Origin of the sequence: Enterovibrio calviensis DSM 14347 (assembly GCF_000621165.1) — a bacterium.
GTDB classification, from domain to species: Bacteria; Pseudomonadota; Gammaproteobacteria; order Enterobacterales; family Vibrionaceae; genus Enterovibrio; species Enterovibrio calviensis.
On sequence record NZ_JHZA01000010.1, the window covers coordinates 97,437 to 124,356 of the forward strand.

Annotated in this window: 24 protein-coding genes; 12 read left to right on the forward strand and 12 right to left on the reverse strand. The window is 48.5% G+C overall.

Features of this window, described 5'->3' with window-relative positions:
- The first annotated feature begins 160 nt into the window (after positions 1-160).
- From Q365_RS0110260 to Q365_RS0110270, 3 genes are read left to right on the forward strand one after another with little or no spacing between them, the layout of a single operon-like run.
- Positions 161-1,705 (forward strand): ABC transporter ATP-binding protein, encoded by a 1,545-nt coding sequence (locus tag Q365_RS0110260; RefSeq protein ID WP_028023261.1) that lies wholly within the window; start codon positions 161-163, stop codon positions 1,703-1,705.
- The gene (locus tag Q365_RS0110265) at positions 1,702-2,835 is read left to right on the forward strand and encodes an ABC transporter permease (protein WP_028023262.1); all 1,134 of its coding nucleotides are present in this window, start codon (positions 1,702-1,704) and stop codon (positions 2,833-2,835) included. Before Q365_RS0110260 ends, Q365_RS0110265 begins: the two co-directional genes overlap by 4 nt.
- Positions 2,822-3,796, forward strand: coding sequence for an ABC transporter permease (locus Q365_RS0110270; RefSeq protein ID WP_028023263.1), 975 nt, complete (start codon positions 2,822-2,824; stop codon positions 3,794-3,796). The genes Q365_RS0110265 and Q365_RS0110270 overlap by 14 nt, the downstream gene beginning before the upstream one ends.
- A gap of 153 nt (positions 3,797-3,949) precedes the next feature.
- On the opposite strand, the gene Q365_RS0110280 is transcribed toward Q365_RS0110270, so the two are convergent.
- Positions 3,950-4,381, reverse strand: coding sequence for a c-type cytochrome (locus Q365_RS0110280; RefSeq protein ID WP_028023264.1), 432 nt, complete (start codon positions 4,379-4,381; stop codon positions 3,950-3,952).
- Between the two features lie 134 nt (positions 4,382-4,515).
- On the opposite strand from Q365_RS0110280, the gene Q365_RS0110285 reads away from it, so the two are divergent.
- Both Q365_RS0110285 and Q365_RS0110290 read left to right on the forward strand, forming a co-directional pair.
- Complete coding sequence (locus Q365_RS0110285; RefSeq protein ID WP_028023265.1) at positions 4,516-5,139, forward strand: cytochrome b/b6 domain-containing protein; 624 nt, start codon at positions 4,516-4,518, stop codon at positions 5,137-5,139.
- A gap of 13 nt (positions 5,140-5,152) precedes the next feature.
- The gene (locus Q365_RS0110290; RefSeq protein ID WP_028023266.1) at positions 5,153-5,581 is read left to right on the forward strand and encodes a MarR family winged helix-turn-helix transcriptional regulator; all 429 of its coding nucleotides are present in this window, start codon (positions 5,153-5,155) and stop codon (positions 5,579-5,581) included.
- A 157-nt stretch (positions 5,582-5,738) separates the two neighbouring features.
- On the opposite strand, the gene Q365_RS0110295 is transcribed toward Q365_RS0110290, so the two are convergent.
- The 4 genes from Q365_RS0110295 to Q365_RS0110310 form a co-directional block, all read right to left on the reverse strand.
- Positions 5,739-5,996 carry a hypothetical protein gene (locus Q365_RS0110295; protein ID WP_028023267.1) on the reverse strand — a complete coding sequence of 86 codons (258 nt, stop codon included), beginning with the start codon at positions 5,994-5,996 and terminating at the stop codon, positions 5,739-5,741.
- A 49-nt stretch (positions 5,997-6,045) separates the two neighbouring features.
- Positions 6,046-6,297 carry a hypothetical protein gene (locus Q365_RS0110300; protein WP_028023268.1) on the reverse strand — a complete coding sequence of 84 codons (252 nt, stop codon included), beginning with the start codon at positions 6,295-6,297 and terminating at the stop codon, positions 6,046-6,048.
- A gap of 128 nt (positions 6,298-6,425) precedes the next feature.
- Positions 6,426-8,255, reverse strand: a complete 1,830-nt coding sequence (locus tag Q365_RS0110305) for an ABC transporter ATP-binding protein (RefSeq protein ID WP_035024783.1) — start codon at positions 8,253-8,255, stop codon at positions 6,426-6,428.
- A 297-nt stretch (positions 8,256-8,552) separates the two neighbouring features.
- A complete protein-coding gene (locus Q365_RS0110310) occupies positions 8,553-11,723 on the reverse strand; it encodes a chitinase C-terminal domain-containing protein (protein ID WP_035024786.1) in 3,171 nt (1,056 codons plus the stop codon).
- 402 nt (positions 11,724-12,125) lie between these two features.
- On the opposite strand from Q365_RS0110310, the gene Q365_RS0110315 reads away from it, so the two are divergent.
- The 5 genes from Q365_RS0110315 (at position 12,126) to Q365_RS0110335 (ending at position 18,419) form a co-directional block, all read left to right on the forward strand.
- Positions 12,126-12,794, forward strand: coding sequence for a GntR family transcriptional regulator (locus Q365_RS0110315; protein ID WP_028023271.1), 669 nt, complete (start codon positions 12,126-12,128; stop codon positions 12,792-12,794).
- Positions 12,791-13,663 (forward strand): methylisocitrate lyase, encoded by an 873-nt coding sequence (gene prpB, locus Q365_RS0110320; protein WP_028023272.1) that lies wholly within the window; start codon positions 12,791-12,793, stop codon positions 13,661-13,663. The genes Q365_RS0110315 and prpB overlap by 4 nt, the downstream gene beginning before the upstream one ends.
- 88 nt (positions 13,664-13,751) lie before the next feature.
- The gene (gene prpC, locus Q365_RS0110325) at positions 13,752-14,888 is read left to right on the forward strand and encodes a bifunctional 2-methylcitrate synthase/citrate synthase (RefSeq protein WP_028023273.1); all 1,137 of its coding nucleotides are present in this window, start codon (positions 13,752-13,754) and stop codon (positions 14,886-14,888) included.
- Between the two features lie 24 nt (positions 14,889-14,912).
- Complete coding sequence (locus tag Q365_RS0110330; protein WP_028023274.1) at positions 14,913-16,364, forward strand: bifunctional 2-methylcitrate dehydratase/aconitate hydratase; 1,452 nt, start codon at positions 14,913-14,915, stop codon at positions 16,362-16,364.
- Between the two features lie 123 nt (positions 16,365-16,487).
- Positions 16,488-18,419 carry a propionyl-CoA synthetase gene (locus Q365_RS0110335; RefSeq protein ID WP_281173699.1) on the forward strand — a complete coding sequence of 644 codons (1,932 nt, stop codon included), beginning with the start codon at positions 16,488-16,490 and terminating at the stop codon, positions 18,417-18,419.
- A 79-nt stretch (positions 18,420-18,498) separates the two neighbouring features.
- Here the strand turns inward: Q365_RS0110335 and Q365_RS0110340 are convergent, their stop codons facing one another.
- The 3 genes from Q365_RS0110340 to Q365_RS0110350 all read right to left on the reverse strand — a co-directional run bounded on the left by Q365_RS0110340 (position 18,499) and on the right by Q365_RS0110350 (position 21,987).
- Positions 18,499-19,152, reverse strand: coding sequence for a YccT family protein (locus Q365_RS0110340; protein ID WP_028023276.1), 654 nt, complete (start codon positions 19,150-19,152; stop codon positions 18,499-18,501).
- A gap of 105 nt (positions 19,153-19,257) precedes the next feature.
- On the reverse strand, positions 19,258-20,445 hold the full coding sequence (locus Q365_RS0110345; protein ID WP_028023277.1) for a class I SAM-dependent methyltransferase: 1,188 nt from the start codon (positions 20,443-20,445) through the stop codon (positions 19,258-19,260).
- Positions 20,446-20,589: 144 nt separating this feature from the next.
- Positions 20,590-21,987 carry a methyl-accepting chemotaxis protein gene (locus tag Q365_RS0110350; protein WP_028023278.1) on the reverse strand — a complete coding sequence of 466 codons (1,398 nt, stop codon included), beginning with the start codon at positions 21,985-21,987 and terminating at the stop codon, positions 20,590-20,592.
- A 131-nt stretch (positions 21,988-22,118) separates the two neighbouring features.
- Between Q365_RS0110350 and yccX the strand changes: the two genes are divergently transcribed.
- The gene (gene yccX, locus Q365_RS0110355) at positions 22,119-22,391 is read left to right on the forward strand and encodes an acylphosphatase (protein WP_028023279.1); all 273 of its coding nucleotides are present in this window, start codon (positions 22,119-22,121) and stop codon (positions 22,389-22,391) included.
- 105 nt (positions 22,392-22,496) lie between these two features.
- Here yccX and Q365_RS0110360 read toward each other — a convergent pair whose 3' ends face one another.
- Positions 22,497-22,826, reverse strand: a complete 330-nt coding sequence (locus Q365_RS0110360; protein WP_028023280.1) for a TusE/DsrC/DsvC family sulfur relay protein — start codon at positions 22,824-22,826, stop codon at positions 22,497-22,499.
- Between the two features lie 120 nt (positions 22,827-22,946).
- Complete coding sequence (locus tag Q365_RS0110365) at positions 22,947-23,612, reverse strand: Crp/Fnr family transcriptional regulator (RefSeq protein WP_028023281.1); 666 nt, start codon at positions 23,610-23,612, stop codon at positions 22,947-22,949.
- Between the two features lie 246 nt (positions 23,613-23,858).
- Between Q365_RS0110365 and Q365_RS0110370 the strand changes: the two genes are divergently transcribed.
- Positions 23,859-25,061, forward strand: coding sequence for a multidrug effflux MFS transporter (locus tag Q365_RS0110370; protein ID WP_028023282.1), 1,203 nt, complete (start codon positions 23,859-23,861; stop codon positions 25,059-25,061).
- Between the two features lie 219 nt (positions 25,062-25,280).
- On the opposite strand, the gene Q365_RS0110375 is transcribed toward Q365_RS0110370, so the two are convergent.
- Positions 25,281-25,946, reverse strand: a complete 666-nt coding sequence (locus tag Q365_RS0110375) for a Bax inhibitor-1/YccA family protein (protein ID WP_028023283.1) — start codon at positions 25,944-25,946, stop codon at positions 25,281-25,283.
- Between the two features lie 208 nt (positions 25,947-26,154).
- The gene (locus Q365_RS0110380) at positions 26,155-26,904 is read right to left on the reverse strand and encodes an amino acid ABC transporter ATP-binding protein (RefSeq protein ID WP_028023284.1); all 750 of its coding nucleotides are present in this window, start codon (positions 26,902-26,904) and stop codon (positions 26,155-26,157) included.
- Positions 26,905-26,920 lie beyond the last annotated feature (16 nt).

Here is a 26,920-nt window from a genome sequence, read left to right on the forward strand (position 1 = left end):
GCGTTTTGTTTCGTTAGCCTTCGTTGTACCTTCTTATACCAATCGGGTTAAGTAAGCTGCTGTTCTTCTGATTGAATCGCTGACCAAGCCAGTGATGATTCTAACCAGCGAGAATGACTGAATACATGTTCTGATGGGTATTACTTGCCAAGGAGCAGGCATGGCAAACCCCGCAATAGAACTGCGTGACATCAATAAACGTTTTGGTGCGGTACACGCGAACAAAGACATCGATCTCAAAGTAATGCCCGGCACCATTCACGGCATTGTCGGCGAGAATGGGGCAGGTAAGTCGACCCTGATGTCTATCCTTTACGGCTTTTATCAAGCTGATTCGGGCACTATCGAAGTCGATGGTTCTCTCGTTAAGATCAAAGATTCTCAAGCCGCCATTTCTCATGGCATTGGTATGGTGCATCAACACTTTATGTTGGTTGAAACCTTTTCAGTGCTTGAAAACGTGATGCTCGGTGCCGAAGGGCACAGCTTGCTGAATGTTGCTTCGAGCAATGTACGTAAAGCATTAGAAAAAATTGAAAGTGATTATGGTCTGTCCGTGAGCCCTGACGCCATTGTTGGCGAATTAGCTGTTGGTATTCAGCAGCGGGTGGAGATTCTCAAAGCGCTGTATCGTGGCGCACGCATTCTGATTCTGGATGAACCTACAGGCGTTCTGACTCCGCAAGAAATCGAGCAATTTTTTGACATCCTCAACACCCTCAAGGCGCAGGGTGTGACCATCATTTTGATCACTCACAAGCTTAAAGAGATCATGGCGATCACGGACTCAGTGTCAGTGATGCGTCAAGGTGCCATGGTTGCGCATCGCAATACAGCAGATACCAGTGTGGATGAACTGGCAGAGCTGATGGTGGGTCGAAAAGTGCTGTTGCGAGTTGAAAAAGAAGAGGCGACACCGGGCGAAGAAAGGCTTCGTGTGGATAACGTTTCTTGGAAAGACGACCGTGGCGTTAAACGCCTAAAGAACCTCAATTTCAGTCTGCGAGCTGGCGAAATTCTGGGTGTGGCTGGCGTGTCGGGCAATGGTCAATCTGAACTGCTGGCGGTGTTGTCTGGCGTCACGACGCCACAGGAAGGAGAGATGACCTTCAAAACACGCAAAGGCGAGACACACTTTGGCCCTTCAATAAAACGAAACGCTGGCATGATGCGTCAAATCAGCGTGGGTCATATTCCGGAAGATCGCATTCGCCAAGGGCTTGTGAAAGCCATGCCCGCCTCAGAAAGTGCCATCTTAGGCTTTCAGCATGATATTGCTTATGGCAAAGGCTTGTTGAACCCAGCCGCCATTGAGGCAGCAACGCGCTACATGATGGAAAAATACGATGTGCGCCCTGCAGACCCTCATCTTAAGTCGGCCAACTTTTCTGGTGGCAACCAACAGAAACTGATCATTGCGCGTGAAATGCTTCGTGAACCCGATGTGCTTCTCGTTGGACAGCCGACACGTGGCGTTGATATTGGCGCGATAGAGTTCATTCACCGTAACCTGATTGCGGCTCGCGACGCGGGCGCGGCGATATTATTGGTGTCGACAGAACTTGAAGAAATCATGTCATTGTCTGATCGCATTATTGTGTTGGCTGACGGTGAAATTACAGGCGACGTGATTGCAAAAGAAACCAATGAACGTCAACTCGGTATTTTGATGGCGAACGCCGCGCAAGAGGAGGGTGCAGCATGAGTAACACTCAGCACAGTGCCCCTTCGTGGGTAAAAGTATTTTTGGTGCCGGCGCTGCAGCTTTCTGTGGCACTGGTGATTTCAAGCCTCGTGGTTTTGCTGGTGGGTGAAAGCCCAACCGCAGCGTTCAGCGTGATGATCCAAGGCGCGACCAACTTAGAATACGGCGGTTTGAGCAATACCCTGTATTACGCTACCAACTTTGTGTTCACTGGGTTGGCAGTCGCCATCGCTTTTCATGCGGGCTTGTTTAACATCGGTGGTGAAGGCCAAGCCTATATTGCTGGCTTGGGCATCGGCATATTGATGCTGGTGCTGGATGATGTGCTATCCGTATGGTTGATGGCTCCGTTAGCGATTATCGTCGCGGCGGCGTTTGGTGCGCTGTGGGGCGCAATACCGGGTTACCTTCAAGCAAAACGTGGCTCGCACATTGTGGTTACCACCATCATGTTTAACTTTATTGCCTTTTCGGTAATGGGTTACGCGCTGGTGGAGCACATTGCGAAGTATGGCGGCAACTCAACGGACTCTCGCTACTTTAATCCTGAAGCGGTTTTTCCAAAGCTATATGAACTGGCGGCAAGCTGGGGATTTGAACTGCCATTTTCGCTGCTCAATCCTTCGATTCTTCTTGCCCTTATCGTGGCTTATCTCGTTTGGGTTCTGTTGTTTAGAACACGCCTCGGCTATGCGATTCGTGTTGTTGGACAAAATGCCCAAGCGGCGGAATACGCGGGGATTGATGCCAAGAAGATCATCATTATTGCCATGACGATCTCGGGTGCACTCGCGGGTTTGATGGCGGTGAATGAAGTCTTTGGCGCACAGAATCGACTGATTTTGAACTTCACGGGCGGCTTTGGTTTTATCGGGATTGCTGTCGCACTGATGGGGCGCAATCACCCCGCAGGGATCATTGTCGCGGCATTGTTGTTTGGTGCGCTATACCAAGGTGGCACCGAGTTGCAGTTTGAAATGCCGAGTCTGAACCCTGAATTGATCATGGTGATCCAAGGGCTAGTGATTTTCTTCACTGGGGCATTGGATAGGTTGATTCGTAAACCGGTTGAAGGTTTCTTCGTGCGTCGTGCGTCAAACAGAGAGGAGACAGCCAATGGAAATGTTTAACTGGATACTCTCTTCTGCCGATTCCACATTGCGTTTAGCTGTGCCGCTTATCTTCGCGGCAATGGCGGGGATATTTTCTGAGCGCGCGGGCGTGGTAGACATTGGCCTTGAAGGCAAAATGTTGTTCTCTGCGTTTGTTGCGGCGGCGGTTTCTTATGTGACGGGTAACCCTTGGTTGGGCCTAACGGCGGCTATTTTGGGCTCAATGTTGCTGGCGCTTGTTCATGGCTATGCATCGATCACTCAAAAAGGCGACCAGATCATTTCTGGTCTTGCGGTGAATTTCTTCGCCTCGGGGATGACCATTACACTAGGCCACGCTTGGTTCGAGCGCGGCGGGCAAACTCCGTCTCTAAGCAGTGAGCAACGCTTTTTGCCAACCCAACTGCCGGGTGCTGAATGGTTAGGTGATGCCGTCCCCGTGTTGGGGCCTTTCTATCGCGATGTAGTGTCTGGGCACAATGTGCTGGTGTACTTGGCGTTTGTTGCCGTTATCGTCACGTGGTGGGTATTGTTTAGAAGCCGCTTTGGTTTACGCTTGCGAGCGGTTGGCGAAGAGCCAAATGCCATTGATACCGCAGGAATATCCGTGGTTTGGCTTCGCTATCGTGCCGTGCTCATTGCTGGTTTACTCTGTGGTTTAGCAGGTGCGTATTTATCAACGGCACAGAATGCGGCGTTTGGTAAAGAAATGACGGCGGGGCAAGGCTATATTGCGTTGGCAGCGGTCATCTTTGGCAAATGGCAACCAAGGAATGCACTTCTTGCTTGCTTGTTGTTTGGCTTTTTGTCCGCATTGGAAACGCGTATGCAGGGTGTCGATATTCCGTTTATTGGCGTATTACCGACTCAAGTGTTCTCAGCTCTGCCATACGTGTTGACCGTGGTGCTACTGGCTGGCTTTATCGGTAAAGCTGTTGCGCCAAAAGCCATCGGGAAACCTTACGAGAAAGAGCGTTAACGTTCTTTCTCGTTGGGACTCAAGGTGCTGTTAATCTGGCGCCTTGAGTCGTCTGGCTTGTTCATTTCTTCTGCATCCATTCATGATCATCCCTATATTTATCTCTTCATTTAGCAAGACTGGCGTTCGCCATGCCAATCAAATAAAAACAAGTTACCAACGCGCACGGTAGGTGCGGTGACAGCCTCTACATGTACTTTGTGCTTCTTCTATACCGCTTTCAGCGCCATTGGCGTTTTGCTCTTTTGTCGATTGATAAAGCGCTTGAAAACCTGCATCCATTTCAATGAGCAGCTGATTGAATTTCTCGGGTTTTGCCCATACTGCTTCTTGCGCCTTACTTGTTGCTTGGCTGCCAGAAGGAAACAAAGTAAACAACGATTGGCTGTGAGAATTTAGTTCAGCACTGACAGACTCCAGCGCTGGCCAGTCAGTATTGTCACCATCAATCAGCTGCTCCGCTTTCTCTGCCAGTATTCCTATTTCTACGAATGCTTGCTGTCTTGTCTCTATTTGTGCTGAGTAATCTTGTCCATTGACCAGCATTGGAACAAAGCAAGTTAGGCTGACGATCAATCGTTTCATCGGGTCACTCTCATATCGGTATTAAGGGGTCATATATTTGAGGAGTGAATTTACACCGCAATAGTTGCAATAGCAACTGTTGCGGTGTAAATTCCCGTTCATTGAAGTGAGTCAACCTTATTGAGAGCAATGAAATGAAAGTTTGGGATCTATCAACTCGCCTATATCACTGGGCTCAAGCGTTGTTGTTTGTCGCGTTAACGTTGTCGGGTTTTTCTGGAAATGGCCCTCATGTCCAGTTGGGTTTGGCAATCACGACACTCATCATTTGGCGTATGATTTGGGGGTTTGTGGGCAGCGAAACCAGCCGCTTCAAACAGTTTGTGCGTTCGCCAAAGCATGTTGTGAACTACTTAAAGGGACGAGAGAAGATCAAGCCTGGCCATAATCCGGCTGGGGGATGGATGGTGATTAGCTTAGTTTTCGCGCTGTTCCTACAATGCATTTCTGGTCTAGCACTGACAGGTTTTTTTGATGCATTGCCTTATGCGGATCTCGTGCTAACAGACACGGTTTTCTATTGGCTAGAAGTGGTGCATGTTCAACTTGCTCATCTATTACCTGCGTTGGTTTTTGTGCATGTGGGCGCCATTCTCGTTTATAAATTTCGTTCGAAGCCGCTTACTTGGGCAATGGTGACGGGCAGACAAAAACACCTAAGTGCATCACAAGCCGTCATTTTTGTTTCCCAATGGCGTGCATTGTTGATGTTAGTGTTGGCAACATCAGTTACCATGGGAATAGTTGCGTTAGCATGAATGTGAGTAATAAATGAAGAAGGAATTCGATAGGCAGCGCAGTTTTGGCTGGTTAGTCAATGTTGTTGCAAATGACGCGTCAAAAACCTTTGATAATGAATTGAAGAAGCACGGTTTGACCGTGGCATTGTGGCCCACCCTGATGTGCTTGTGGGAAGAAGAAGGCGTCACTCAACGTGATATTGCCGCTAAATCCAAAGTTGAAAACTCCACGACAACAAGAACATTGGACAAACTGGAAGCGCTTGGATTAGTGGAACGTCAGGCTGACCCAAATAGCCGCCGCTCATTTCGCATTTATCTCACTGACAAGGGTAGGGAGATACAGCATGAATTGTTGCCGATCCCAGCCGCTATTAATCAAAAGACCCTCGAAGTCTTGAGCGTCGATGAGCGTAAGGAAATGATTCGTCTGCTACAAAAATTGGTCGACAAGATTTAAGTATGTTCTGATGAACACATAGATCTAGGGTTAGAAGCAAAGACAGAAAAAAGAGAAGGGGCCAAATGGCCTCTTCTCTTTGTCTTTTGTATTTGAATTTTGTCTTTAGATTTTGTTCTGATGCAGTATCTCAACACAAGGTTGTCACCTTGCGCCGTTATCCATCGAGCTTACTAGATGCCTTTTTGCCGACAAAATATCCGGCACAGAAAATCGCCACAAACACAACGCCGCCGAGCACATAAGCTAAGGCTTCAGGTGCGCCCAAACCAAATGCAAACGCAAAGCTAATACCGTGAAAGGCTTCTTTTAGCCATTCGGTTGCTGGCGAGTTGGTACTCATACCTATCATGGCGACAAAGATGAGAAGGGCGATTAGGCCGACTTTCAAACCGACGAGGGTGGAACGTTGCATAAATGGCTCCCGCTAAAATAACGGGGCCATTATACGGCATGTTGAGCCTTTAGAGGCATTGAGCAAGTTGGCCTTTTTTGGTTGCTGCGATCACACACCCTCGCTCACTGTCAGTGGCGGATTTGCACTGTCCCATTAATTCGCCCGCTGAAGGTGCCATCGCTCCAAGTACTTTCTGAGCATGGCTGACCACTTTACTGCATTGGCTGACGGGAATAGGGTCGTAGTCTGTGCATGCGGTTAGGCCGAATGCGAGTAGGGCAATAAACGAAGATTTTGCAGCGAATTTGGTCAATGACATGAGTCCTTCCTTTAATAGTTTGCTCACAGATAAGGGTAGGAGAGGTGTCTTATAAATGCGAAATTGGAGTGTGCAGATAACAAAACAGGCGCGTGATGCGCCTGTTTTCTCGGGACGGAAATCGGCGATTAATCGCCAATAAATCCACCGGTTTGATGCTGCCATAACTGGGCATAAATGCCGCCGCTAGCAATCAATTCTTGGTGTGTGCCTTGTTCTGCTATTTCGCCGTTATCCAGCACGATTAAGCGATCCATTGCAGCAATCGTTGATAAGCGGTGCGCAATCGCAATCACCGTTTTTCCTTGCATCAATTCATACAAGCTTTCTTGAATTGCGGCTTCGACCTCTGAATCCAATGCTGATGTCGCTTCATCCAAAATCAAAATTGGCGCATCTTTGAGTAGAACACGAGAAATTGCGACGCGTTGGCGTTGGCCGCCGGACAGTTTCACTCCGCGCTCACCCACTTGAGAATCGTAGCCGTGATTGCCATGCGTGTCGTTTAGCTGCTCAATAAAGTCATGGGCATGCGCTTTCTTACTCGCTTCTAACATCGCGGCTTCGCCAGCATCGGGGTTGCCATACAAGATGTTGTCACGGATAGAGCGGTGCAGCAACGACGTATCTTGCGTCACCATACCGATGTTTGCGCGGAGAGAGTCTTGGGTGACGGCGGAAACGTTTTGGCCGTCGATAAGAATTTCACCGCCTTCCACATCGTGAAAACGCATCAACAGATTTACCAGCGTAGATTTACCTGCGCCGGAACGCCCAACAAGCCCCACTTTTTCGCCAGGCTTAATGTTTAGGTTGAGCTTTTCAATCACGCCTTTGTCTTCCCCATAATGGAAGCTAACGTTTTGAAACGCTATTTCGCCTTTCGGTACAGCAAGGGTTGGGGCGTTGGGAGCATCTGACACATCAACGGGCTTAGACAAGGTTTCCATACCATCGACAACAGTACCGATGTTTTCGAACAGAGAGCCAATTTCCCACATGATCCATTTCGACATGCCATTGATGCGTAACGCCAGACTCACAGCAATGGCAATCGCGCCAATGGTGATTGCGGAATCCAACCACAACCAAATGGATATCGCACTAATGGCAAACACCAATGCATAGTTGATAATTTCGACCGCGATGTTAAAGCCTGTTGCGAGACGCATTTGACGGTAAACCGTGTCGAGAAAGGTATCCATTCCTTCTTCTGCATACTCAGTTTCGCGTTCGGTGTGAGAGAAGAGCTTTACCGTCGCGATGTTGGTGTAGCTGTCGACAATACGGCCTGTCATCAGAGAGCGGGCATCAGCCTGTTCAGTAGAAACGGCTTTTAGTCGAGGGACGAAGTACATTTGAATACCAATGTATGCCAAGAGCCAGATAAGCAAAGGCACCACCAAACGCATATCAGCTTGACCAACCATCACCAGCATGGTGGTGAAGTAGACCCCGATGTATACCGCGACATCGAGCAGTTTCATGACAGTTTCGCGAATCGATAGGGCGGTTTGCATAACCTTGGTGGCTATGCGACCCGCAAAATCGTTTTGGTAGAAACCGATACTTTGTTTGAGTAAGTAGCGATGCGCCGACCAGCGAATGGACATCGGATAGTTGCCCAGCAGGGTTTGATGCAACACCAAAGAGTGCAGCGAGACGAGCAATGGCATGACAATTAATACCAGAATGCCCATACCGACCAAGGTATCGCCTTCTTGGGCCAAGAACGTCGATTTGTCTTGATGGGTAAGCCAGTCGACCAGTTGTCCCATAAAACCAAAGAGAGAAACTTCTGCAATGGCAATCAGCGCAGTAAGAAATGACATGGCAACCAAGGGCTTCTCAAAACCTTTGGTGTAATGGCGGCAAAAAGCGAGTAAGCCTTTCGGCGGCTGCTGAGGTTGTTCAGGCGGAAATGCGCGTGTAAATCGCTCAAAGAGTTTGTAGATCATGGAACCTTCGATATACGAAAAAGGAATTGGCGATAGGGAGTTATCGTCAAAAGACACCCTATGATACGACTGTGCGCTCAGGAATAGCACTCAAATTGTATGAATTTTCGTTCAGTTTAAGATTCAACTCGCTTAAGTGGTGACCGAATTCGGGGTGCGAAAGTCATATGAGACAGCGGGATAAGACGTTCTTGTTCAGGGTGTGGCGAGTGCTAAAGGGGTTTAGGCATCAAAAAGAAAGCCGGCTGATTCAGCCGGCTTTAAGGTTTATGTGTTGGTCATATGGTTATGTGGTGATTAACCACACACCTTAGCCCAGCTACCGTCGCTTCCTGGAACAGACGCTGTCCACCAGTTGGCTTGGTACACTTTGCCGTCATTAACAACTTGGTCGCCAGCATTGGCATGGCTTGGATTACCCTGCCAGTCAGTTTGTGGAAAGTCAGGGTAAACGCTTAGACCCGTCGTATCACAAGTGCCTGGGTTCGGGTTGCCTGGATCTGTTGGGCCAGTAGAGCCTGACAGGTCAGCCAGAGGCAGATCGCTGTATTCAAACGCGAAGGCATAGTCGACACCGTTAACGTTCACGGTGTAGTTAGCTGGACCAGAGATTGGGAGGTAGTAAACCATATCCAATTCGTAGCTCGCGCCGGCTGGTAGTGCTTTCCATGCTGGCAACGAGAATGCTGCACGGTGCATGTTACCTTCAAGACCACCAATGTTGTTTGCTTTGGTATGACCCGAAGCAATCACTTTCAGACCGCCACCAGATTGATCTTTTGCATTGTCCGGTGCAGAGGTTGGAATATCGAATTGGAATTCCGTTCCGCCCGGCAGATCAGTACCAGTGTTGTTGGTGAAGGTGATTTTAGGGTTGATAGGGTAGTTCTGATCACCCACTTTGAAGCCACCGACCGAAACAGTGATGTCCACAGCTTCTAACGGCATAGGTGTGTCAGACAGTTTGTTACCATACGGTGTTGCTGCTGCAAACTTGTCGTAGATGGCTTTCGTCATGGTGTTACCCATGTGGTATTCACCATTACCCGTCTTACACGCGTTCTCGGTTGCATCGACAACGTCAGTACGGTTGCCGCTCGCATCTAGTTGGTAACATGCGTAGTCACCTGCCAGTTCCCAGAACATGATACCGCCGATACCTTTGTCGATAACGTAGTCAGATTTCACGCTGACAGACGCTTCGTCTTCAGTAGACAGGAACACGCCTTTCTCAGCATTCCACAACCATGGTGCAACTGCGACAGCATCGTAGTTACGCTCGTATTTACCAACTAGCTTGTCTTGCGGATCGTTTACAGGATCAAGTTTGTACGCTGACGCATAAGAACCGAATACACCGTTCTCAAGGTTCTTAGCGTGCCACATTGGGTTAGAACCTGCGCCCATTTCGTAGCCTTTCGGATCAGTATCGTGCCACATGTTGTCGATACCAATTGCGCCGTTACCACAGTTGTTCTTCTCACCTTCGCCCGTGCCAGGTTGACACTCAGCTTGGTTTGGAAGCGCCGCTTTGCCCCACAGACCGTTCTCACCGCCTGTGACACCTTGCCAACCACGGGTGTAGTAAGGAACACCAATGTTGATACGACCAGCAGGCATTGAACCGCGGAAGTAGTGGTATGCCCAGTCAGTGTTCAGGTAGCCCATGCCGCCATATTGGCTAGTGCCATAGACGTTCCATGCTGCCAACTCTGAGTCTTTACCTGTATCAAATAGAGCCGCGTTGTGACCAACGTGATCATTCCAAGCACCGTGCAAGTCATACGTCATGATGTTGACGTAATCGAGGTACTTAGTGACATCAAAGGTTTCCATGCCGCGTAGCAGGTAGCCAGAAGATGGCGCTGCGATAGTCAGCATGTAGTGCTGGCTGTCTTGCTCAGACGCAATGTCGACTTTCTCACGCAGTACGCGCATTAGCTCTTGATATGATGCCCATAGGTAAGCACGACGTGGTTCCATGAAGTCTTTGTCGTATGGGTTACCTGCACCTGCCATTGAGGTTGGGTACTCATAGTCGATATCCAGACCGTCGAATTGATATTGACGCATCATTTCAACAGCAGAATCTGCAAACTTCTGGATGCCAGCATGGTTGATAGAACCATCGGCATTGGTTGTCATGGTGTAGAAGCCACCATCTGCAACACGGTTGCCATCGTTGCCGAAGTGACCACCAGTTTCAGCCCAACCACCGATAGAAATCAGTGTTTTAACATCGTGTTTTTTCTTGTAGGTAGCAAGTGCACCGAAGTGGCCTTTAAAGCCTAGTGCTGGATCGATTTCAACATCAGCCCATTCCTTACCCACAGCGGCATTGCTTGGGTCGTTCACATCACCGACGTTAACTTTACCGTCAGAGCCAATGCTCACGAATGCATAGTTAATGTGCGTTAGTTCTTCCCAAGGAATGTCATTCACAAGGTAAGCGGCTTGTGGGTCATCGCCCGAACGCCAGCTTGTGAAGTAACCGATGATACGACGAGGGTGGTCAGCACCCATGTCTTCACGGCCTTCTGAATCGTAAATTGTACAGTAAGGTACGTTCACGCCAGGAGTTTGGTACAAACCTTCAGGGCGACAGTTAGACACGGTAGGCGCGCCAGTTACGTTAACCGTGATCAAAGCAGAATCGGTTGATGCGCCTTTGTTATCAGTCGCTTTCGCGTAAACAGAGACATTGCCAACTTTGTTCGCTGTCCAATCAAACGTAAACGGTGCTGCTGCTTTAGAGCCAATCAACTGACCCGCAGCATAGAAATCGACTTTCGCCACAGAGCCATCGGTATCGGCGGCATCCGCAGTCAGGGTAACAACCGCACCTTGGTCAACGGTTGTTGCAGAAGGTAGGACTGAAACTGTTGGTGGGTTGTTACCTGGTTCAACGGTGCCCGCTTCAACGGTAACGCTAAGTGCCGTTGATTCAGTTACTGCACCTTTATCGTCGGTTGCTTTAACCGTAATGGTGTGAAGACCTTCCGCAGCGGTCCAAGCCATAGAGTAAGGAGCTGTGCTGTCGGTGCCGACAGATGCGCCATCAACGAAGAACTCTACGCTGGTGACCGTACCGTCAGCATCTGCTGCAGAAGCGCGCAGCGTGACGCTGTCGCCGGTCGTGATTTTGTCACTAGCACTTGGAGCGTCGATTGACGCGGTAGGAAGTTGATTTTTCGGTGGATCGACAGGTCCGCCCGTATCGCACTGATCAATGACTTTCCACTCTTGGTACTGACCGGAAGACGTTTTTGGGTTGTTACCCATTGTCCACCAGTTAGCCTTATATACAGTGTTATCTTGCTGGACAGTAGAACCGCCACCGTAGGCCGCACTATCTTTCCATTCTTCAATATTTGAACAATCGGTTGCTGCTTGCGCGTTGAAAGCAAACATACACGCGACGGCGACTGCCGACATCGTGAAGCCTTTGCTCTTGCGTGACACATCCATTGGAATTACCTCGAAAATTGAAACTACTTATTGATTTATTTGTAATTAACGCAACTTAAATCGCGTAATAAATAAAGTAGGACAGTTGCATTTATGAGACACGGTGGTTTTTGTGAGTTTTAGATCTCTAGTCCGTAACTGGAAAAAAAAGCTGTTCGCTTCTAGTACTGATTCACAATTTCAACTGACACACATTCATCAAATGCATGAATTTTGTGCGTTGAATATTTGCTCAATAATGTTTTTGGGTAGACCAATGTCTAATAACGATTGTCGACAATCTTGCTTGATAAACTCATCATTTGCGGCTAATAATTAACCAAACAATAAATGTTGTCGACAATGTGGTGTTTTATGCGAGTGGGTGCTTAAACACATTGTCGACAGGCAAGGAATTGCACAATGAAAGATGTCACCAAATCAGAAGGGATGACCGAATGGCTAATAGAGGCCATCGTCAGTGGCAAATTTGCTTCGGGTAGCAAGATCTCTGAGCCTGAGTTATCGCGAGAGCTAGGTGTAAGCCGCGGCCCGTTACGGGAAGCCATGATGCGATTGGAATCCATGGGGTTGGTCGAGCGCGTACCGCATGTTGGTGCAAGGGTGGTGGCAATCAGCGCCGCTCAGCTTTCCGAGATTTACGCCGTGCGAGAAGCATTGGAAGGCATGGCAATACGACAGGCCTGCATGAATATCACCGCTTCAGAGATTGAAGCGCTTAAATCCTTATTACACCGTCATCAGCAGCATATCGATGATGTTGATGGCGCAACTTACTTTCATCAGCAAGGTGATTTCGATTTTCACTATCGGATCATTCAAGCCAGTAGAAACGACAAATTAATCAGTTTGTTATGCGACGAACTTTACCACTTGGTTCGTATGTATCGCACTCAATCAACACGGACTCAATCTCGCCCAGAGCGTGCACTAGACGAACATATTCAGATACTCAACGCATTAGAAGAGCGAGATGCAGAGCTGGCGGAAATGTTGATGCGAAGACACATTCGCCGCAGTGGGGAATTGGCCGCGAAGCAACTTAATTCAGACAGGGAGAAAGCCTCATGAGCGCAGGGAAAATGTTCCGCGAAGCCGTTGCAAATAGCAGACCATTACAAGTCATGGGTACGATCAATGCGTACACCGCCATGCTAGCGGAGCAAACGGGACATCAGGCCATTTACCTTTCTGGTGGCGGTGTGGCGAATGCCTCGTTTGGTTTACCCGATTTGGGGATCACCACACTCAATGATGTTGTAGAAGATGCTCGTCGTATCACAGATGCTTCGAGCCTTCCGCTACTGGTGGATATTGATACCGGTTTCGGTGGGGCATTCAGCATTGCGCGAACGGTTCGAGAAATGGAGCGAGCGGGTGTGGCGGCAGTGCATATCGAAGACCAAGTGTCACAAAAACGCTGTGGTCACCGTCCAAACAAAGCCATTGTTAGCCAATCTGAAATGGTCGACCGAGTGAAAGCCGCGGTCGATGCTAGAACGGATCCCAATTTCGTGATCATGGCGCGAACCGATGCGTTGGCGGTTGAAGGCATCGATTCCGCGTTAGAGCGAGCGCACGCTTGTGTCGAAGCGGGGGCTGACATGATTTTCCCAGAAGCCATTAATACCCTCGATCAGTACCGAATTTTCACCCAATCCCTGAATGTTCCTGTGTTGGCAAACATTACGGAGTTTGGTCAAACCCCGCTGTTTTCTGTGAGTGAGTTGGATGAAGTCGGGGTCGATCTTGTGCTTTATCCTCTTTCGGCATTCCGTGCCATGAATCAGGCGGCATTGAACGTTTACCAACAAGTGAAAAAAGACGGCCATCAACGCAACGTGGTCGACACCATGCAAACCCGAGAGGAGCTATATCGCTACCTCGGCTATCACAACTACGAACAGCAACTCGATAAGCTGTTTGCCGATAAAGAATAGTCCTGACCATCGTCAGGCAATGTGAAAGATCTGAAAACGAAAGGAAAGCAATAAAAACAATGAACTAGTCAATGACAAGGAGCAGGACATGCCGGACAAGAACAAGCCGTTGGGCGGAGAAGGTTTACGTGGTCAAAGTGCGGGCAGCACGGCGCTGTGTACGGTCGGAAAGACAGGTACGGGTTTAACCTACCGAGGTTATGACATTACCGATCTTGCCCATCATGCGGAGTTTGAAGAAGTCGCGTATCTCCTGTTAAAAGGGCACTTACCGAATGCCAAAGCCTTGAGTGACTACAAAAGAACGTTGGTTGCAAAAAGAGGGTTGCCGGAAGCGCTGCGAACTGTGCTTGAGAATATACCAGCTGATGCGCACCCCATGGATGTGATGCGAACAGGCTGCTCGATGCTGGGTAATCTGGATACGGAACTCGACTTCTCAGAGCAATCCGATAAATCCGATACGATTCTGGCGCATCTACCCGCCATCATCTGTTACTGGTATCGCTTCTCCCATCATGGTGTTCGCATTGATACCGCAATCAGTGACCAAGACACTATCGCTGGCTACTTCCTCGATATGCTATCTGACGACACGCCGACCGAGTTACATACTCGTGTTATGCATTGTTCGCTCGTGCTTTATGCAGAACACGAATTTAATGCCTCAACATTTGCCGCACGCGTTTGTGCATCAACCTTATCTGACATCCATTCTTGTGTAACGGCGGCCATTGGCACCTTGCGCGGCCCTTTGCACGGTGGTGCGAACGAAGCGGCAATGGACATGATCGAACATTGGGCATCTCCGGATGAAGCCGAAACCAAGCTCATGGGGATGCTGGCAAACAAAGAAAAAGTCATGGGCTTTGGACATGCCATTTATCGCGAATCTGATCCGCGTAATGCGCTGATCAAAGCGTGGTCAAAACAGCTATCTGCTTCAGCGCCAGATGCCATGCTGTATGACGTATCTGAGCGCGTCGAGCAGGTCATGAAACGCGAGAAAGACTTGTTCCCTAATGCCGATTTCTTCCATGCATCGGCGTACCACTTCATGGGAATTCCTACCAAATTGTTTACCCCTATTTTCGTAATGAGTCGCGTCACTGGTTGGTGTGCACATGTATTCGAACAACGCGAAAATAACCGAATTATAAGACCGAGTGCTGATTACGTTGGGCCAGAGCATCAAGACTGGCTACCCATCGAAAAACGCCAATAACTGATTAAGGGAAGGAACCGAAACATGTCAATGAATGTCGATGTAAACCAACGTCCAGAGCCTGATGCGCTACTTCAAAACATTGCTGACTATGTGTGTGATAAAGAGATCACCTCGGCAGAAGCCTACAACACGGCACGTAACTGCTTGATGGACACCTTAGGCTGTGGGTTATTGGCGCTGCGTTTCCCTGAGTGCACCAAACATATGGGGCCGCTTGTACCGGGAACGACGGTCAGAAACGGTGCACGTGTGCCGGGCACTTCTCACGAACTTGACCCGATCACTGCCGCCTTCAACATTGGCTGTATGATTCGCTGGCTCGATTTTAACGACACTTGGCTGGCCGCAGAGTGGGGGCATCCGTCTGATAACCTCGGCGGTATTCTGGCGACCGCCGATTACTTAAGCCGTGTTGCCGTGTCAGAAGGGAAATCGGCGTTGACCATGGAAGATGTTCTGACGGCGATGATCAAAGCGCACGAAATCCAAGGCGTATTGGCGTTGGAGAACAGCTATAACCGAGTCGGCTTGGACCACGTTCTACTGGTTCGCGTTGCATCAACAGGCGTGGTTACGCGCATGTTAGGTGGTAGTCGCGACCAAGTGATTGATGCGCTCTCACAAGCATGGGTCGATGGCTGCGCGCTGCGTACCTACCGTCATGCACCTAATGCGGGCTCTCGCAAATCTTGGGCAGCGGGTGACGCAACCTCTCGCGCCGTGAGATTGGCGATGATCACCATGAAGGGTGAGATGGGGCAACCATCGGTGCTGACCGCAGAAAAATGGGGCTTCTATGACGTTCTGTTTAAAGGTGAGTCATTTCGCGTGAACCAAGCGTTCGATACATACGTGATGGAAAATGTGTTGTTCAAGATTTCATTCCCTGCTGAGTTTCATTCGCAAACGGCGGTTGAATGCGCCGTGACGCTGCATCCAGAAGTGGCAAACCGTCTCGATGAGATTGAGCGTATCGAAGTGACTACTCATGAATCAGCCATTCGTATCATTTCGAAAGTCGGTGATTTGGCGAACCCCGCTGATCGCGATCATTGCCTGCAATACATGATTGCCGTGCCTCTTATCTACGGTGACTTGGTGGCAGAGCACTATGAAGATAGCTTTCATCGCGGTGACAGTCGCATTGATGTGCTGCGCGACAAGATGACGATTGTTGAAGATAAGCGCTACAGCGAGGACTATTTGGATGCCGACAAGCGCTCAATTGCCAATGCTATTCAGATATTCTTCAATGATGGAACATCGACAGAAAAGGTGGAAGTGGAGTATCCGATTGGGCATCGCCGCCGCCGCGAAGAAGGCATTCCAGTGCTTGAACAGAAGTTCAAACGCAACCTGCTAACACGCTTCCCTGCAGCACAGGCCGAAAGAATTTACGCACTGTGTTTAGACCAAGACACGTTAATGAAGACGCCGGTGAACAGCTTCATGGAGATGTTTACCATTAATTAGTGTTTCAACGACAAGTCAGTATAAGGCTTGAGAAACGGCAGTTACTTGGCAGCGAGCAATGACGTCCGCTTGCTGCCAAGCTTTTTCCCTCACCGAATGCACTTTGCATTTCATGGCGCGGGCATAAAGGCAAACCTCAGCAAGAGCAAACCTCAGCAAGAGGCAAGGAGCATGACTATGTCAGCCTATCAAAACGCCTATCAAGAATCCGTTAACGACCCTGAAGCTTTCTGGCTTCAACAATCAACGAACATTCAGTGGCTTACACCGCCAACTAAAGCACTCGAAAATGATGCGAATGGGATAGAACGCTGGTTTCCTGATGGTGAACTCAATACGTCTTATCTCGCACTGGATTATCACGTGGAAAATGGGCGAGGTGATCAAACCGCGCTGATTTATGACTCCCCTGTAACGGGCAAGAAAGTGCAATACAGTTATTCCGTGCTTCGTGATCAAGTGGCGAAATGCGCAGGCATGCTCGCGGAGCTTGGGGTCACTAAAGGCGATCGTGTCGTGATTTACATGCCCATGATCCCACAAGCCGCGATTTCGATGCTGGCTTGCGCGAGGTTGGGCGCGATTCATTCCGTGGTTTTTGGCGGATTTGCCCCCAATGAGTTGGCCGTCAGGCTTGAAGATGCTGAACCCAAAGTTCTACTAACTGCATCATGCGGCATTGAAGTGTGCAAGGTGATCCCTTACAAGCCTATGGTTGACCAAGCGGTGATGGACAGCCGTTGGAAGCCAGACACGGTTGTTGTTTACCAAAGGCCTGAGCAACCCGCCGCGCTTGATCATGAACGCGATGCAGATTGGGCGACACTGTTTGAGCGTGCAGCGCCTCATGATTGTGTTCCCGTTCAATCGACCGATCCTTTGTACATTCTCTATACGTCAGGCACGACGGGAAAACCAAAAGGTGTGGTGCGTGACAATGGAGGGCACGCTGTAGCGATGAAATACAGCATGTCGACCGTGTACAACGTTGAGCCGGGGGAAGTGTATTGGGCGGCGTCTGATGTGGGTTGGGTGGTCGGGCATTCCTACATTGTTTATGCCCCGCTGATTCACGGCTGTACCACGATCATGTTCGAGGGAAAGCCAGTTAGAACGCCAGATCCGGGCGCTTTTTGGCGGGTATGTGATGAGTACAATGTTTCGGTCTTGTTTTCAGCACCTACAGCGTTTCGGGCCATCAAAAAAGAAGACCCTGAAGGCAAACTGATTGCCGATTATCCGATGGCATCACTGCGCAGTATTTTTATGGCAGGTGAGCGTTTAGACCCGCCAACATTGGAATGGGTTGAATTGCACACAGGCCGACCCGTGATTGATCACTGGTGGCAAACAGAAACGGGGTGGGCGATATCGTGCAATCCGTTGGGGCTTGAGGAGTTTATCACCAAGCCCGGTTCCTCGACCATGCCAACGCCGGGGTTCAACGTGAAGATCCTCAATGAACTTGGCGAATCTGTTGTCGCGAACCAACAAGGCTATATTGCCATTCAACGGCCCTTACCGCCGAGTTGCTTGTCCACGATATGGCGAAACCACGATCGCTTTGAATCTGGCTATTTGCAGCAATTCTCTGGGTACTATGTTTCGGGGGATGGCGGCTACATGGACGAAGATGGCTACTTGTTTGTGATGGGGCGCATTGATGACGTGATCAATGTGTCCGGCCATCGGCTTTCAACAGGGGAAATGGAAGAAGTGGTGGGCGCACATGATGCGGTCGCAGAATGTGCCGTGGTTGGGGTCTATGATGAACTCAAAGGCCAGCTACCGCTTGGCTTAGTTGTGCTAAAAGACGGTTACTATTCACATGATGGCGATATCGAAAAAGCGTTAGTGGCCAAAGTACGCAATGAAATAGGGCCGGTCGCTTGCTTCAATCGAGCAATCATCGTTGATAGGTTGCCGAAAACACGGTCTGGAAAAATTCTTCGCCGCATTATCCGCCAGATAGCTGATGGAGAAAGTTACGTTGTACCGTCAACCATTGATGACCCAGCGAGTCTCGATGATATAAGCCGCATGCTGTCAGAGTAAGTTTTGCTTACTGCAATAGGCGTATGTAGATATGTTGCGGCAGTAAAAAGGCCACCTGATTTAGGTGGCCTTTTTGATGTTATTGCGTGTTCACGTAGGCTTTGAACTTCGCCTTGGTCTCTGGGCTGGCTTTTTGGAACCAGTAGTGAAGTTGATATTCAACTTCATCAATCGACGCACTGTCATTCAGTACCACTTTCGCACCGCGTGACGCTGGCGTAGAAGGAGCGACTGTTGCCGCTGCTGTCAGTTGAAGCGATGCGGATTCATCCGTTTGATTGAAGCGAGAAAGTTCCGCCACGTAGTCGCGGCTCAACTGAAAGCCACTTTTCATTAGCTTGTTTTGTTCAAAAGCGATTGGCGTGTCTTCAGCATCAATCAATTGAAACGTTGGGTCGTCGTTGAATTCACGAACCTGACGCTTGTTCTTGATTTTAGGGAAAACAAAATAGACGTCTTCATCGTTGGCATTAAATGTCGCAACCAGAACATCTGATTTAGCGAACGAAATATCTTTGCCTTCTTCGAAGCTCTCAACGAAACGGAATGCGATTTGTTGAGTGCCGTTCTCCAAAACCACTGGGTCTTGGCCGCCAAACATGGTTGTTTTATGTGATTGGCCATTATATGCCAACAACTCCACGTTATCGTCGACGTGCAATGTGACGCTCGCCATCACAGACATTGGCAGCAATGCTGACAGTAAGGACGCAATAATAGGCGTTCTTTTCATCGTGTTCCCCTAAATAATTCAAAAAGGCCCACGAAAAAAGGGTAGGCCAAAATGTGTATACCCAAGCAACCTGAGTCCTGCAATTTCAGGTTGCTTGGTTCTTGTTTATTTTACGTAACAGGCGAAACCTTTCAGGTAGAAGCCTTCTGGGTAGGCGCTATCTAGTGGGTGGTCGGCTGCTTGTTCAAAACGTTCAATAAATTGAACTTGACGGTGCGCATCTAGGGCGGCATCCGCAACGATTTTTTGGAACAGTGAGTTATCCATCAAGCCAGAGCAAGAGTAAGTCAGTAACGTCCCGCCCGGTTTCAAGATCTGCATCGCTAGCATGTTGATGTCTTTGTATCCGCGGCATGCGCCGGTCAATTGTGACTTAGACTCAGCAAACTTTGGTGGATCCATGATCACGACATCGAACAGCTCGCCGCTGTCACGATATTCACGTAGCAACTTAAACACATCTGCATTCACGAATTGCGCTTTTGACATGTCGTAGCCGTTCATTTCGGCGTTAGCTTTTGCAATGTCCAATGCCGGTTGTGACACGTCGACATTGATCACTTCTGACGCGCCGCCTTTGAGTGCGTACAAGCCAAAACCACCGGTGTAGCAGAAGCAGTTAAGTACACGTTTACCATTCACATATTTCACTGATGCTTCACGGCTGTCGCGTTGGTCCAAGTAGAAACCCGTTTTGTGACCGCCAGTGATATCAACACTGATTTTCACGCCGTTTTCTTCAATGACCAATGATGCTGGTGGCATCTCGCCGTGAAGAACGCCTGTACGTTCTTTCAAACCTTCCTTCTTACGAACAGACACATCAGAACGTTCGTAAATGCTGCATGCTGGGTATAGTTCGACAATTGCATCAACAAGGTTTTGTTTCTGCGCTTCAGCGCCAGCGCTGAGTAGCTGACAAACCATGAAGTCTTCATAGCGGTCAATGGTGATACCTGGCAGGCCATCAGACTCTGCTGCAATCAAACGGTAACCCGTTAGACCATCACGAGTGGCTAAGGTATCGCGAAGACCTTGTGCTTCTTGTAGGCGTTTTTTGAAGAAAGCGACATCGATTTCTTCTTGCTCAAATGACCAGACGCGAACACGGATCTGAGAATTAGGAGAAAACGCACCACGGGCAAGCCACTGGCCTTGATGATCATACACATCCACTGTTTGACCGAGAGAAGGCTTACCTTCAACACGTTGAATGCCACGAGAGAAAATCCATGGGTGGCGACGGCGAAGTGATTTTTCACGGCCTTTAACCAGGTAAACAGACGGATTCATTGGTTTTTCCTAAAATTCTAAAGTCTGGCTGGCCGCAATAGCATACAGCGGCCTATAAATTGGTGGGTATTGTCAGAGAAGAAGGGCAAGAATGCAAACAGCCGCTGGCATTGCGGCTGTTTTTTCTTTGTTATTTTCTTCGTTTTATTCGGTGCGAAGACCATCAACCAATGAAGTGAGGCTGCTCGATTGCTTTTGCAGATGTGTCACGTCATTCGCGGTCTGCTGGATCATCTCGCTGACTTGCCATGCTTGCTGGCGAACACGTTCAACATCGGATGAAATCGTACCTGCAACGCTGCCTTGTTGGTTAGCTGCGGTGGCGATCTCGGTGCTGCGGTCAGTAATACGTTGGCTACGCTCAGAGATATTGCCAATTTCAATGTCGATATTGTGCATTAACGACTCGCTTGCCGCTGCATTGTCGACCGTTCCTTGCATCACACCACGTAGGTGGGCGGTGTTGCTTTCCAAATCTTGAATCATGCGTTGGATTTCAACGGTCGCTTGCTGTGTGCGTCCAGCCAGTGTGCGCACTTCGTCTGCAACCACCGCGAAACCGCGACCTTGCTCTCCGGCACGTGCCGCTTCAATCGCCGCGTTTAACGCAAGTAGGTTCGTTTGTTCTGAAATGGCGCTAATTGTCGCCACCATGCTGCCAATCTCGTTGGAGTTTTGTTCCAATGAAGATACCGCTTTCGCCGCTGCTTCGATTTCAGAGCTCAATGCTTGAATAGCATGCAGCGTTTGGTTTACTTGGCTACGGCTTTGTTGAGACGCTTCACCGGCCACCATGATTTCGCCGGAGGTTTCTTCCGCGTGGGTTGCAACATCACGAATCGAGCCTGCCATTTCTTCTGTCGCGCTGGCTAATGAATCAAGATAAGTGCGTTGTTCGGCAGACAGGCTTTGACTCTCAGAACTTCGGTTGCCTAAATCTGCAGAGAGCTGTTCCATCAATGTTGAGGCACTTTTAATGGCTTTCACTAGAGTGTGCTCGCGGTCAGCCACGCTATCGACGGTGTTAGCGATAATGCTGAACTCATCTCTTACTGGGAAGAAATTCATGCGGCTAGTCAGGTCACCGTCTAACATGCGTTGTAGCGATGTATTCATCGTGTACATGGCGCCACCAATGAAGCTGGAGACGTAGTGCAGTGCAAACAGACCGACGACAAAAAGCAGGGCCATAATGATGATGGCGGTTACGCTGATGTGCGACCAGAAGCTTGTGTCTTGCGCGGAATAGGCGGTTGCAGATTGCTGCGCCCAGTTACTGCTTGTTGGGCTAACAGCAACGCCTGACGAGGCGAGGATCTGCGCGGCATCATTGGCGTTGCCATCGTAGTGAGACAGCACGGCGTTCAGTGCTGCGCTATGTTTGTTTTGCACATCGGCAAGTTGTGCTGATGATGCAGAATGAAAGATGACACCTGTGGCAATAGTCAGAGAAAAAAGGCAGGCGTAAAGCACCATGAATTTCTCTTTCAAACTGAGTCGGATGAGGTATTGGTCAATCCAACGAAACGGCGTTTCTTTCATGATGGGTAAATCCTTGTAGAGTGCGCTAACAGAAAATGCGTGATGTGCGAAATGACCGTGAAAGGCTGCACTCAGGCTGATGGATTTTACACTGTTGCGTACTGTAATAACCAATCATAGAGGTGTGACATATGTCCCATATTTGCATTGTGGCAATCGTTTCCGGAAGGGTGCAAGGCGTGGGGTTCAGATTCCATACTGCGCACGAAGGATTAAAACGGTCACTGACTGGTTTTGCTCGTAATGAAGCCGACGGCAGCGTCACAGTGATGATGTGTGGTGATGAAAAGAATATCGAAGATTTACTCGCGTGGTTAGAGAAAGGGCCAGTGACGGCTAACGTGACGGGCTTAACCTATGAACGCGTTGATTGGCAGGCCATTGATGGTTTTTCGATTCGATAATAGGCGGGTTGGATTTTGTACCAAGAGTTTTGTTGGTGCGGTAACTATCAGTGGGACAACTATCGGTGCGACAACGAAAAAGAGACGCACATGGCGTCTCTTTCTTTATATACATTTTACAGGCTTGGGAAGGCCGGCAAGTTTGGTGGCTTGCTTTGCAGGGCCTTTAGGAAACAGTTTGTAAAGATATCGACTGTTGCCTTTTTCCGGGCCGTATTTTTTCTCCATGGATTTCACCAATAGGCGAACCGCCGGAGAGGTGTTGAACTCTTTATAAAAGTCCTGCACAAAGTAAACAACTTCCCAATGCGCATCAGTCAGCTCAATGTTTTCTTGTTCTGCCAGCATTGGCACAAGCGCAGCATCCCATTCAGAGAAATGCTTCAGATATCCCTGAGCATCGGTTTCAATTTGCTTACCGTTTAATTCCAACATGGATTACCTCGTGTTTCGAACGCGCAAAGCATATCGGCTTGTGTCAGACGCTTCAAGATCACAATTTATTAATGACAGTAAAAACCACCGCCGAGAAGAAAAGGCATATTTATTGGCTCTCTATTGTTGGTACTTTTCAAGGTAACGCTGAAGACGTTCGAGATCGACAGGGGTCAGTGTCGACTTATCATGAGACTTGGTTACTAGCCCTTCATCTATGAGCTCACGAACGATGCGTGCATAGGCGCGCTCCGTGCAACCAAATCGTTCGGCTTCTTGGTACATATAAGCATGATGAATGGATCGAGTTGGCAATGTATGCCGGGCAACAATATCGTTAATGATATTAAACTTGAGTGGGTACAAAGAGCGTTCAAGGGCGATGTTCATTGTATGTTGATAGATAGTCGAGATTCGATGATTCATCCAAAATGCCACTCTCCCGTCTTTCAATAACAACTCAGTGAATTGAGCGGAGGGAATTACAATCAGTTCTGCTTTTGCCGTGGCAATCATGTCGAACGGACTCTGGGCGTCAGTGAAGTATTCAAATTCCCCGAAAAAGTTATCTGCTAGGGAGTAATCGCCCAAACTGAGTCGTTTGCCATTTTCTGCGGTGTGGGAAATCGAGAAATGCGCAGGACTGGCCCAATAGATTTCGTCTACTAATTGGTGCTGTTTAAGGATGTAATCTCCTTTGTCTACAATCAGCGTACGAAATTGATTCTCTTCAATAAAACGAAGAACGGTCTCATAACCAAGTTGTAATAGTGCTGCTTTATCCATTTCGCGTTCTTAATTTCGTGGTCTTATGCGTAAGTTATTGTGCGTAGGTTGTTATGCGAAGATTGACCAGACAATTGTCATGTTCTTGCTTCAACGTGATTAGTTATATTCGCCTTTCTCAATCAAAACAATGGCTTTTCTTACGCAACACCTGTTTAACTGTGCAGCCCTGCAGCCCTGCAGCCCTGCAGCCCTGCTGCCATGACGGGCATTGAATGATAAGCACACTTTGTAAGTTAGGAAGAAATGAACAACACCCTACTCCAATCACGCGTAGTCGCAGCCATTGCGATGTCGTTAATCATACTCAGTCCACTCGCCATTGATATTTACTTACCTGCATTCAATGATATTTCAGGCTCTTTCAACGTCGATGTCTCTCGGCTTAAAGATTCTATTACCTTGTTCATGGTGTCCTTGGGCGTTGGGCAACTTCTCGCAGGGCCGATGGCTGATAAGTATGGGCGTAAACCTGTCGCGTACTTAGGTATCGCCGTTTACCTGTTCAGCTCTATCGCCGCATATATGTCTTCTAGTATTGAAATGCTGTTGGCGGCGCGTTTAATGCAAGGCTTCGGCGCCAGTGCAACCACTGTGATTGCCTTTGCATTAGTGAAAGACAATTTTAGTCATGAAAAAAGCAACCAAATGATCAGTTACCTTAACGGCGCGATCGCTTTTGTTCCGGCTTTGGCTCCCACGCTTGGGCATTGGTTAACCGTGCAATATGGATGGCGATCAAACTTCGGTTTTCTTGCGCTATTCTCTTTGATGGTCGGCGTTGCTATCTTCTGTGTGGTTCGTGAAAAAGCGCAAGACGAAAGTAAAAAACATGAAGCGCTTTTTAGCGTTGCGCGTTACACGTCTATTTTGAAAGAGCCTAGCTTCTTGTTCCACGCAACGCTATGTGCACTCACCATCAGTGCAATACTTGCTTACATCACATCTGCGCCGATCTGGCTTTTGTCGCATCTAGGTGTGGCTACCACGGAATTCACACTCTGGTTTGCACTAAATGCGGTCATCAATATATTCGCTTGTGTGCTTGCGCCAAAACTAATGGCAAAACTCAGTAGCCGCAGAGTTTTACAATCTGGGTTAGTACTGCTCATTGTGGCGGGTGGTTTGATGCAAGCATTGGGTTTCAACGGAACAGCGTTGGGCTTTATGTTGCCAATTTTCATTGCTTCCATTGGCTTTGCATTCGTACTTGGAGCATCAGCAACGAAAGCGTTGGCCCCTTTTCCGGACCAAGCAGGAACCGCTGCTGCCATGCTGGGACTCATTCAATTGAGCGGTAGTGGAGTTATCGCTATTGCGGTTCAAAGTTTAGGCTTGTTATCGCCACATCTGATATCGCTTCAGCTATGGCTAACCATTCCCGCGCTTATCATTATTCTTTCGCGAAAAGGCGTGCTGTTGCACCCTAAAGAAACACCGTCGGCTTAATACCATTCACGAAAATGCATGCGATTGTTTTAATCGGCTTGAATTGGCTTGAATTGGATGAAGGTAGTGCGGCGGAAAGGTTAAGTAGGGGATGGGTTCTGACTGCCCCTGACGCCTGAGCGGTCTGTATTGATGGCATAAAAAAACGTACACACCAAGGTGTGTACGTTTCTGATATTTTGTCTAATACCTGTTTGTTCGTAGCGTTAATCAGTGTGATTAATCGTCGCCACCGAAAATGCCAAGCAATTGAAGCAGGCTCAGGAACAGGTTATAGATTGCTACATAAAGACCAACGGTCGCAGAGATGTAGTTGGTTTCACCACCACGAATGATTGACTGAGTGGTTAGCAAAATCACGCCTGTCGAGAACAGAACAAATACACCGCTAAGCGCCACTGAAATCATAGGCATTTGCAGGAAGATGTTTGCAATCATACCTACGATGATCACGACAAAGCCCGCCATCAACATGCCGTTAAGGAACGACAGGTCACGTTTGGTGGTCAGTGCATATGCAGAACACGCCATAAAGGTCAGTGCTGTGCCGCCCAGTGCCGGTGCGATAGCCCAACCAAGGCCAGCGCCCACATACATGTTTAGGATTGGACCTAAGGTGTAACCCATGAAGCCAGTTAACGCGAACGTTAGCACGATGCCCATTGAGTTATTTTTGTTCTTTTCCGTCAGGAATAGTAAGCCGTAGAAACCAACCAAGGTAATGATGATGCCAGGGTATGGCATGTTCATCGCCATAGAAACGCCAGCAACCAGCGCAGACCACACTAAGGTCAGTGACAGTAGGAAATAGGTGTTGCGTAACACCTTGTTGGTTGCTAACTGGCTCTCTTGCGAGTACTCGCGAGCAACAAAACGATCGTTCATAGCTTTCTCCCGATGGGGTACAGATACTTTCTCATACGACATTTATTGCGCCTTTGGCTCAATTTTTCAAGTCACAATTGTCGCATTGCTGATAATAAAACAGCTTAGCCTTTGAGAATACTAATATATCCCATCGGCTAAGCCTGCTTCAATATGTAACTAAATGTTAATGAGTTATTAACTCAAAATCCATTCGTCACGTGTGTATTTAGTGCTGAAGAATCTGACTCAGGAACAACTGCGTGCGATCAGATTGAGGGTTGTTGAAGAATTCCTCTGGGACATTTTCTTCAATGATTTCACCCGCATCCATAAAGATAACGCGATCTGCCACCTCTTTGGCAAAACCCATTTCGTGTGTTACACACAGCATGGTCATGCCTTCTTCTGCCAGTTCAACCATAACATCTAACACTTCGCGAACCATTTCTGGGTCAAGCGCAGAGGTTGGTTCATCGAACAGCATCACGTTTGGATTCATGCACAAAGAACGAGCAATCGCTACGCGCTGTTGCTGACCACCAGAAAGCTGGCCTGGGAACTTGTCAGCCTGCTCTGGAATTTTAACACGTTCCAGAAACTTCATCGCAATCGCTTCTGCTTCGTCTTTTGGCATCTTCTTCACCCAAATTGGCGCTAGGGTGCAGTTTTCCAACACAGTAAGGTGAGGGAAAAGGTTGAAGTGTTGGAAACACATCCCGACTTCTTTTCTCACCAGCTCAATGTTTTTCAGATCGTCAGTCAACTCAGTACCACCAACAACAATGGTACCTTGCTGGTGTTCTTCTAGGCGGTTAATACAGCGGATCATGGTGGACTTTCCTGAACCAGAAGGGCCACAGATAACGATCTTCTCGCCTTTAGAAACCCGCAGGTTAATGTTCTTTAGTACGTGAAACTGACCATACCATTTGTTCATATCGGTCAGTTCGATAACAGGGGCGTCTTGTTGAGTCATAATACTATCCTTGTTT

Bases quoted from the DNA above. Each gene is read 5' to 3' on its own strand.
- Q365_RS0110295 (WP_028023267.1), bottom strand. From the start codon at position 5,996: ATGCAACGTTCCACCCTCGTCGGTTTGAAAGTCGGCCTAATCGCCCTT.
- Q365_RS0110350 (WP_028023278.1), bottom strand. From the start codon at position 21,987: ATGAAAGAAACGCCGTTTCGTTGGATTGACCAATACCTCATCCGACTC.
- Q365_RS0110300 (WP_028023268.1), bottom strand. From the start codon at position 6,297: ATGTCATTGACCAAATTCGCTGCAAAATCTTCGTTTATTGCCCTACTC.
- Q365_RS0110315 (WP_028023271.1), top strand. From the start codon at position 12,126: ATGAAAGATGTCACCAAATCAGAAGGGATGACCGAATGGCTAATAGAG.
- Q365_RS0110345 (WP_028023277.1), bottom strand. From the start codon at position 20,445: ATGAATCCGTCTGTTTACCTGGTTAAAGGCCGTGAAAAATCACTTCGC.
- Q365_RS0110305 (WP_035024783.1), bottom strand. From the start codon at position 8,255: ATGATCTACAAACTCTTTGAGCGATTTACACGCGCATTTCCGCCTGAA.
- Q365_RS0110285 (WP_028023265.1), top strand. From the start codon at position 4,516: ATGAAAGTTTGGGATCTATCAACTCGCCTATATCACTGGGCTCAAGCG.
- Q365_RS0110270 (WP_028023263.1), top strand. From the start codon at position 2,822: ATGGAAATGTTTAACTGGATACTCTCTTCTGCCGATTCCACATTGCGT.
- Q365_RS0110265 (WP_028023262.1), top strand. From the start codon at position 1,702: ATGAGTAACACTCAGCACAGTGCCCCTTCGTGGGTAAAAGTATTTTTG.
- Q365_RS0110290 (WP_028023266.1), top strand. From the start codon at position 5,153: ATGAAGAAGGAATTCGATAGGCAGCGCAGTTTTGGCTGGTTAGTCAAT.
- Q365_RS0110330 (WP_028023274.1), top strand. From the start codon at position 14,913: ATGTCAATGAATGTCGATGTAAACCAACGTCCAGAGCCTGATGCGCTA.
- Q365_RS0110360 (WP_028023280.1), bottom strand. From the start codon at position 22,826: ATGTTGGAATTAAACGGTAAGCAAATTGAAACCGATGCTCAGGGATAT.
- Q365_RS0110365 (WP_028023281.1), bottom strand. From the start codon at position 23,612: ATGGATAAAGCAGCACTATTACAACTTGGTTATGAGACCGTTCTTCGT.
- Q365_RS0110260 (WP_028023261.1), top strand. From the start codon at position 161: ATGGCAAACCCCGCAATAGAACTGCGTGACATCAATAAACGTTTTGGT.
- Q365_RS0110380 (WP_028023284.1), bottom strand. From the start codon at position 26,904: ATGACTCAACAAGACGCCCCTGTTATCGAACTGACCGATATGAACAAA.
- yccX (WP_028023279.1), top strand. From the start codon at position 22,119: ATGTCCCATATTTGCATTGTGGCAATCGTTTCCGGAAGGGTGCAAGGC.
- prpB (WP_028023272.1), top strand. From the start codon at position 12,791: ATGAGCGCAGGGAAAATGTTCCGCGAAGCCGTTGCAAATAGCAGACCA.
- Q365_RS0110375 (WP_028023283.1), bottom strand. From the start codon at position 25,946: ATGAACGATCGTTTTGTTGCTCGCGAGTACTCGCAAGAGAGCCAGTTA.
- prpC (WP_028023273.1), top strand. From the start codon at position 13,752: ATGCCGGACAAGAACAAGCCGTTGGGCGGAGAAGGTTTACGTGGTCAA.
- Q365_RS0110370 (WP_028023282.1), top strand. From the start codon at position 23,859: ATGAACAACACCCTACTCCAATCACGCGTAGTCGCAGCCATTGCGATG.
- Q365_RS0110340 (WP_028023276.1), bottom strand. From the start codon at position 19,152: ATGAAAAGAACGCCTATTATTGCGTCCTTACTGTCAGCATTGCTGCCA.
- Q365_RS0110310 (WP_035024786.1), bottom strand. From the start codon at position 11,723: ATGGATGTGTCACGCAAGAGCAAAGGCTTCACGATGTCGGCAGTCGCC.
- Q365_RS0110280 (WP_028023264.1), bottom strand. From the start codon at position 4,381: ATGAAACGATTGATCGTCAGCCTAACTTGCTTTGTTCCAATGCTGGTC.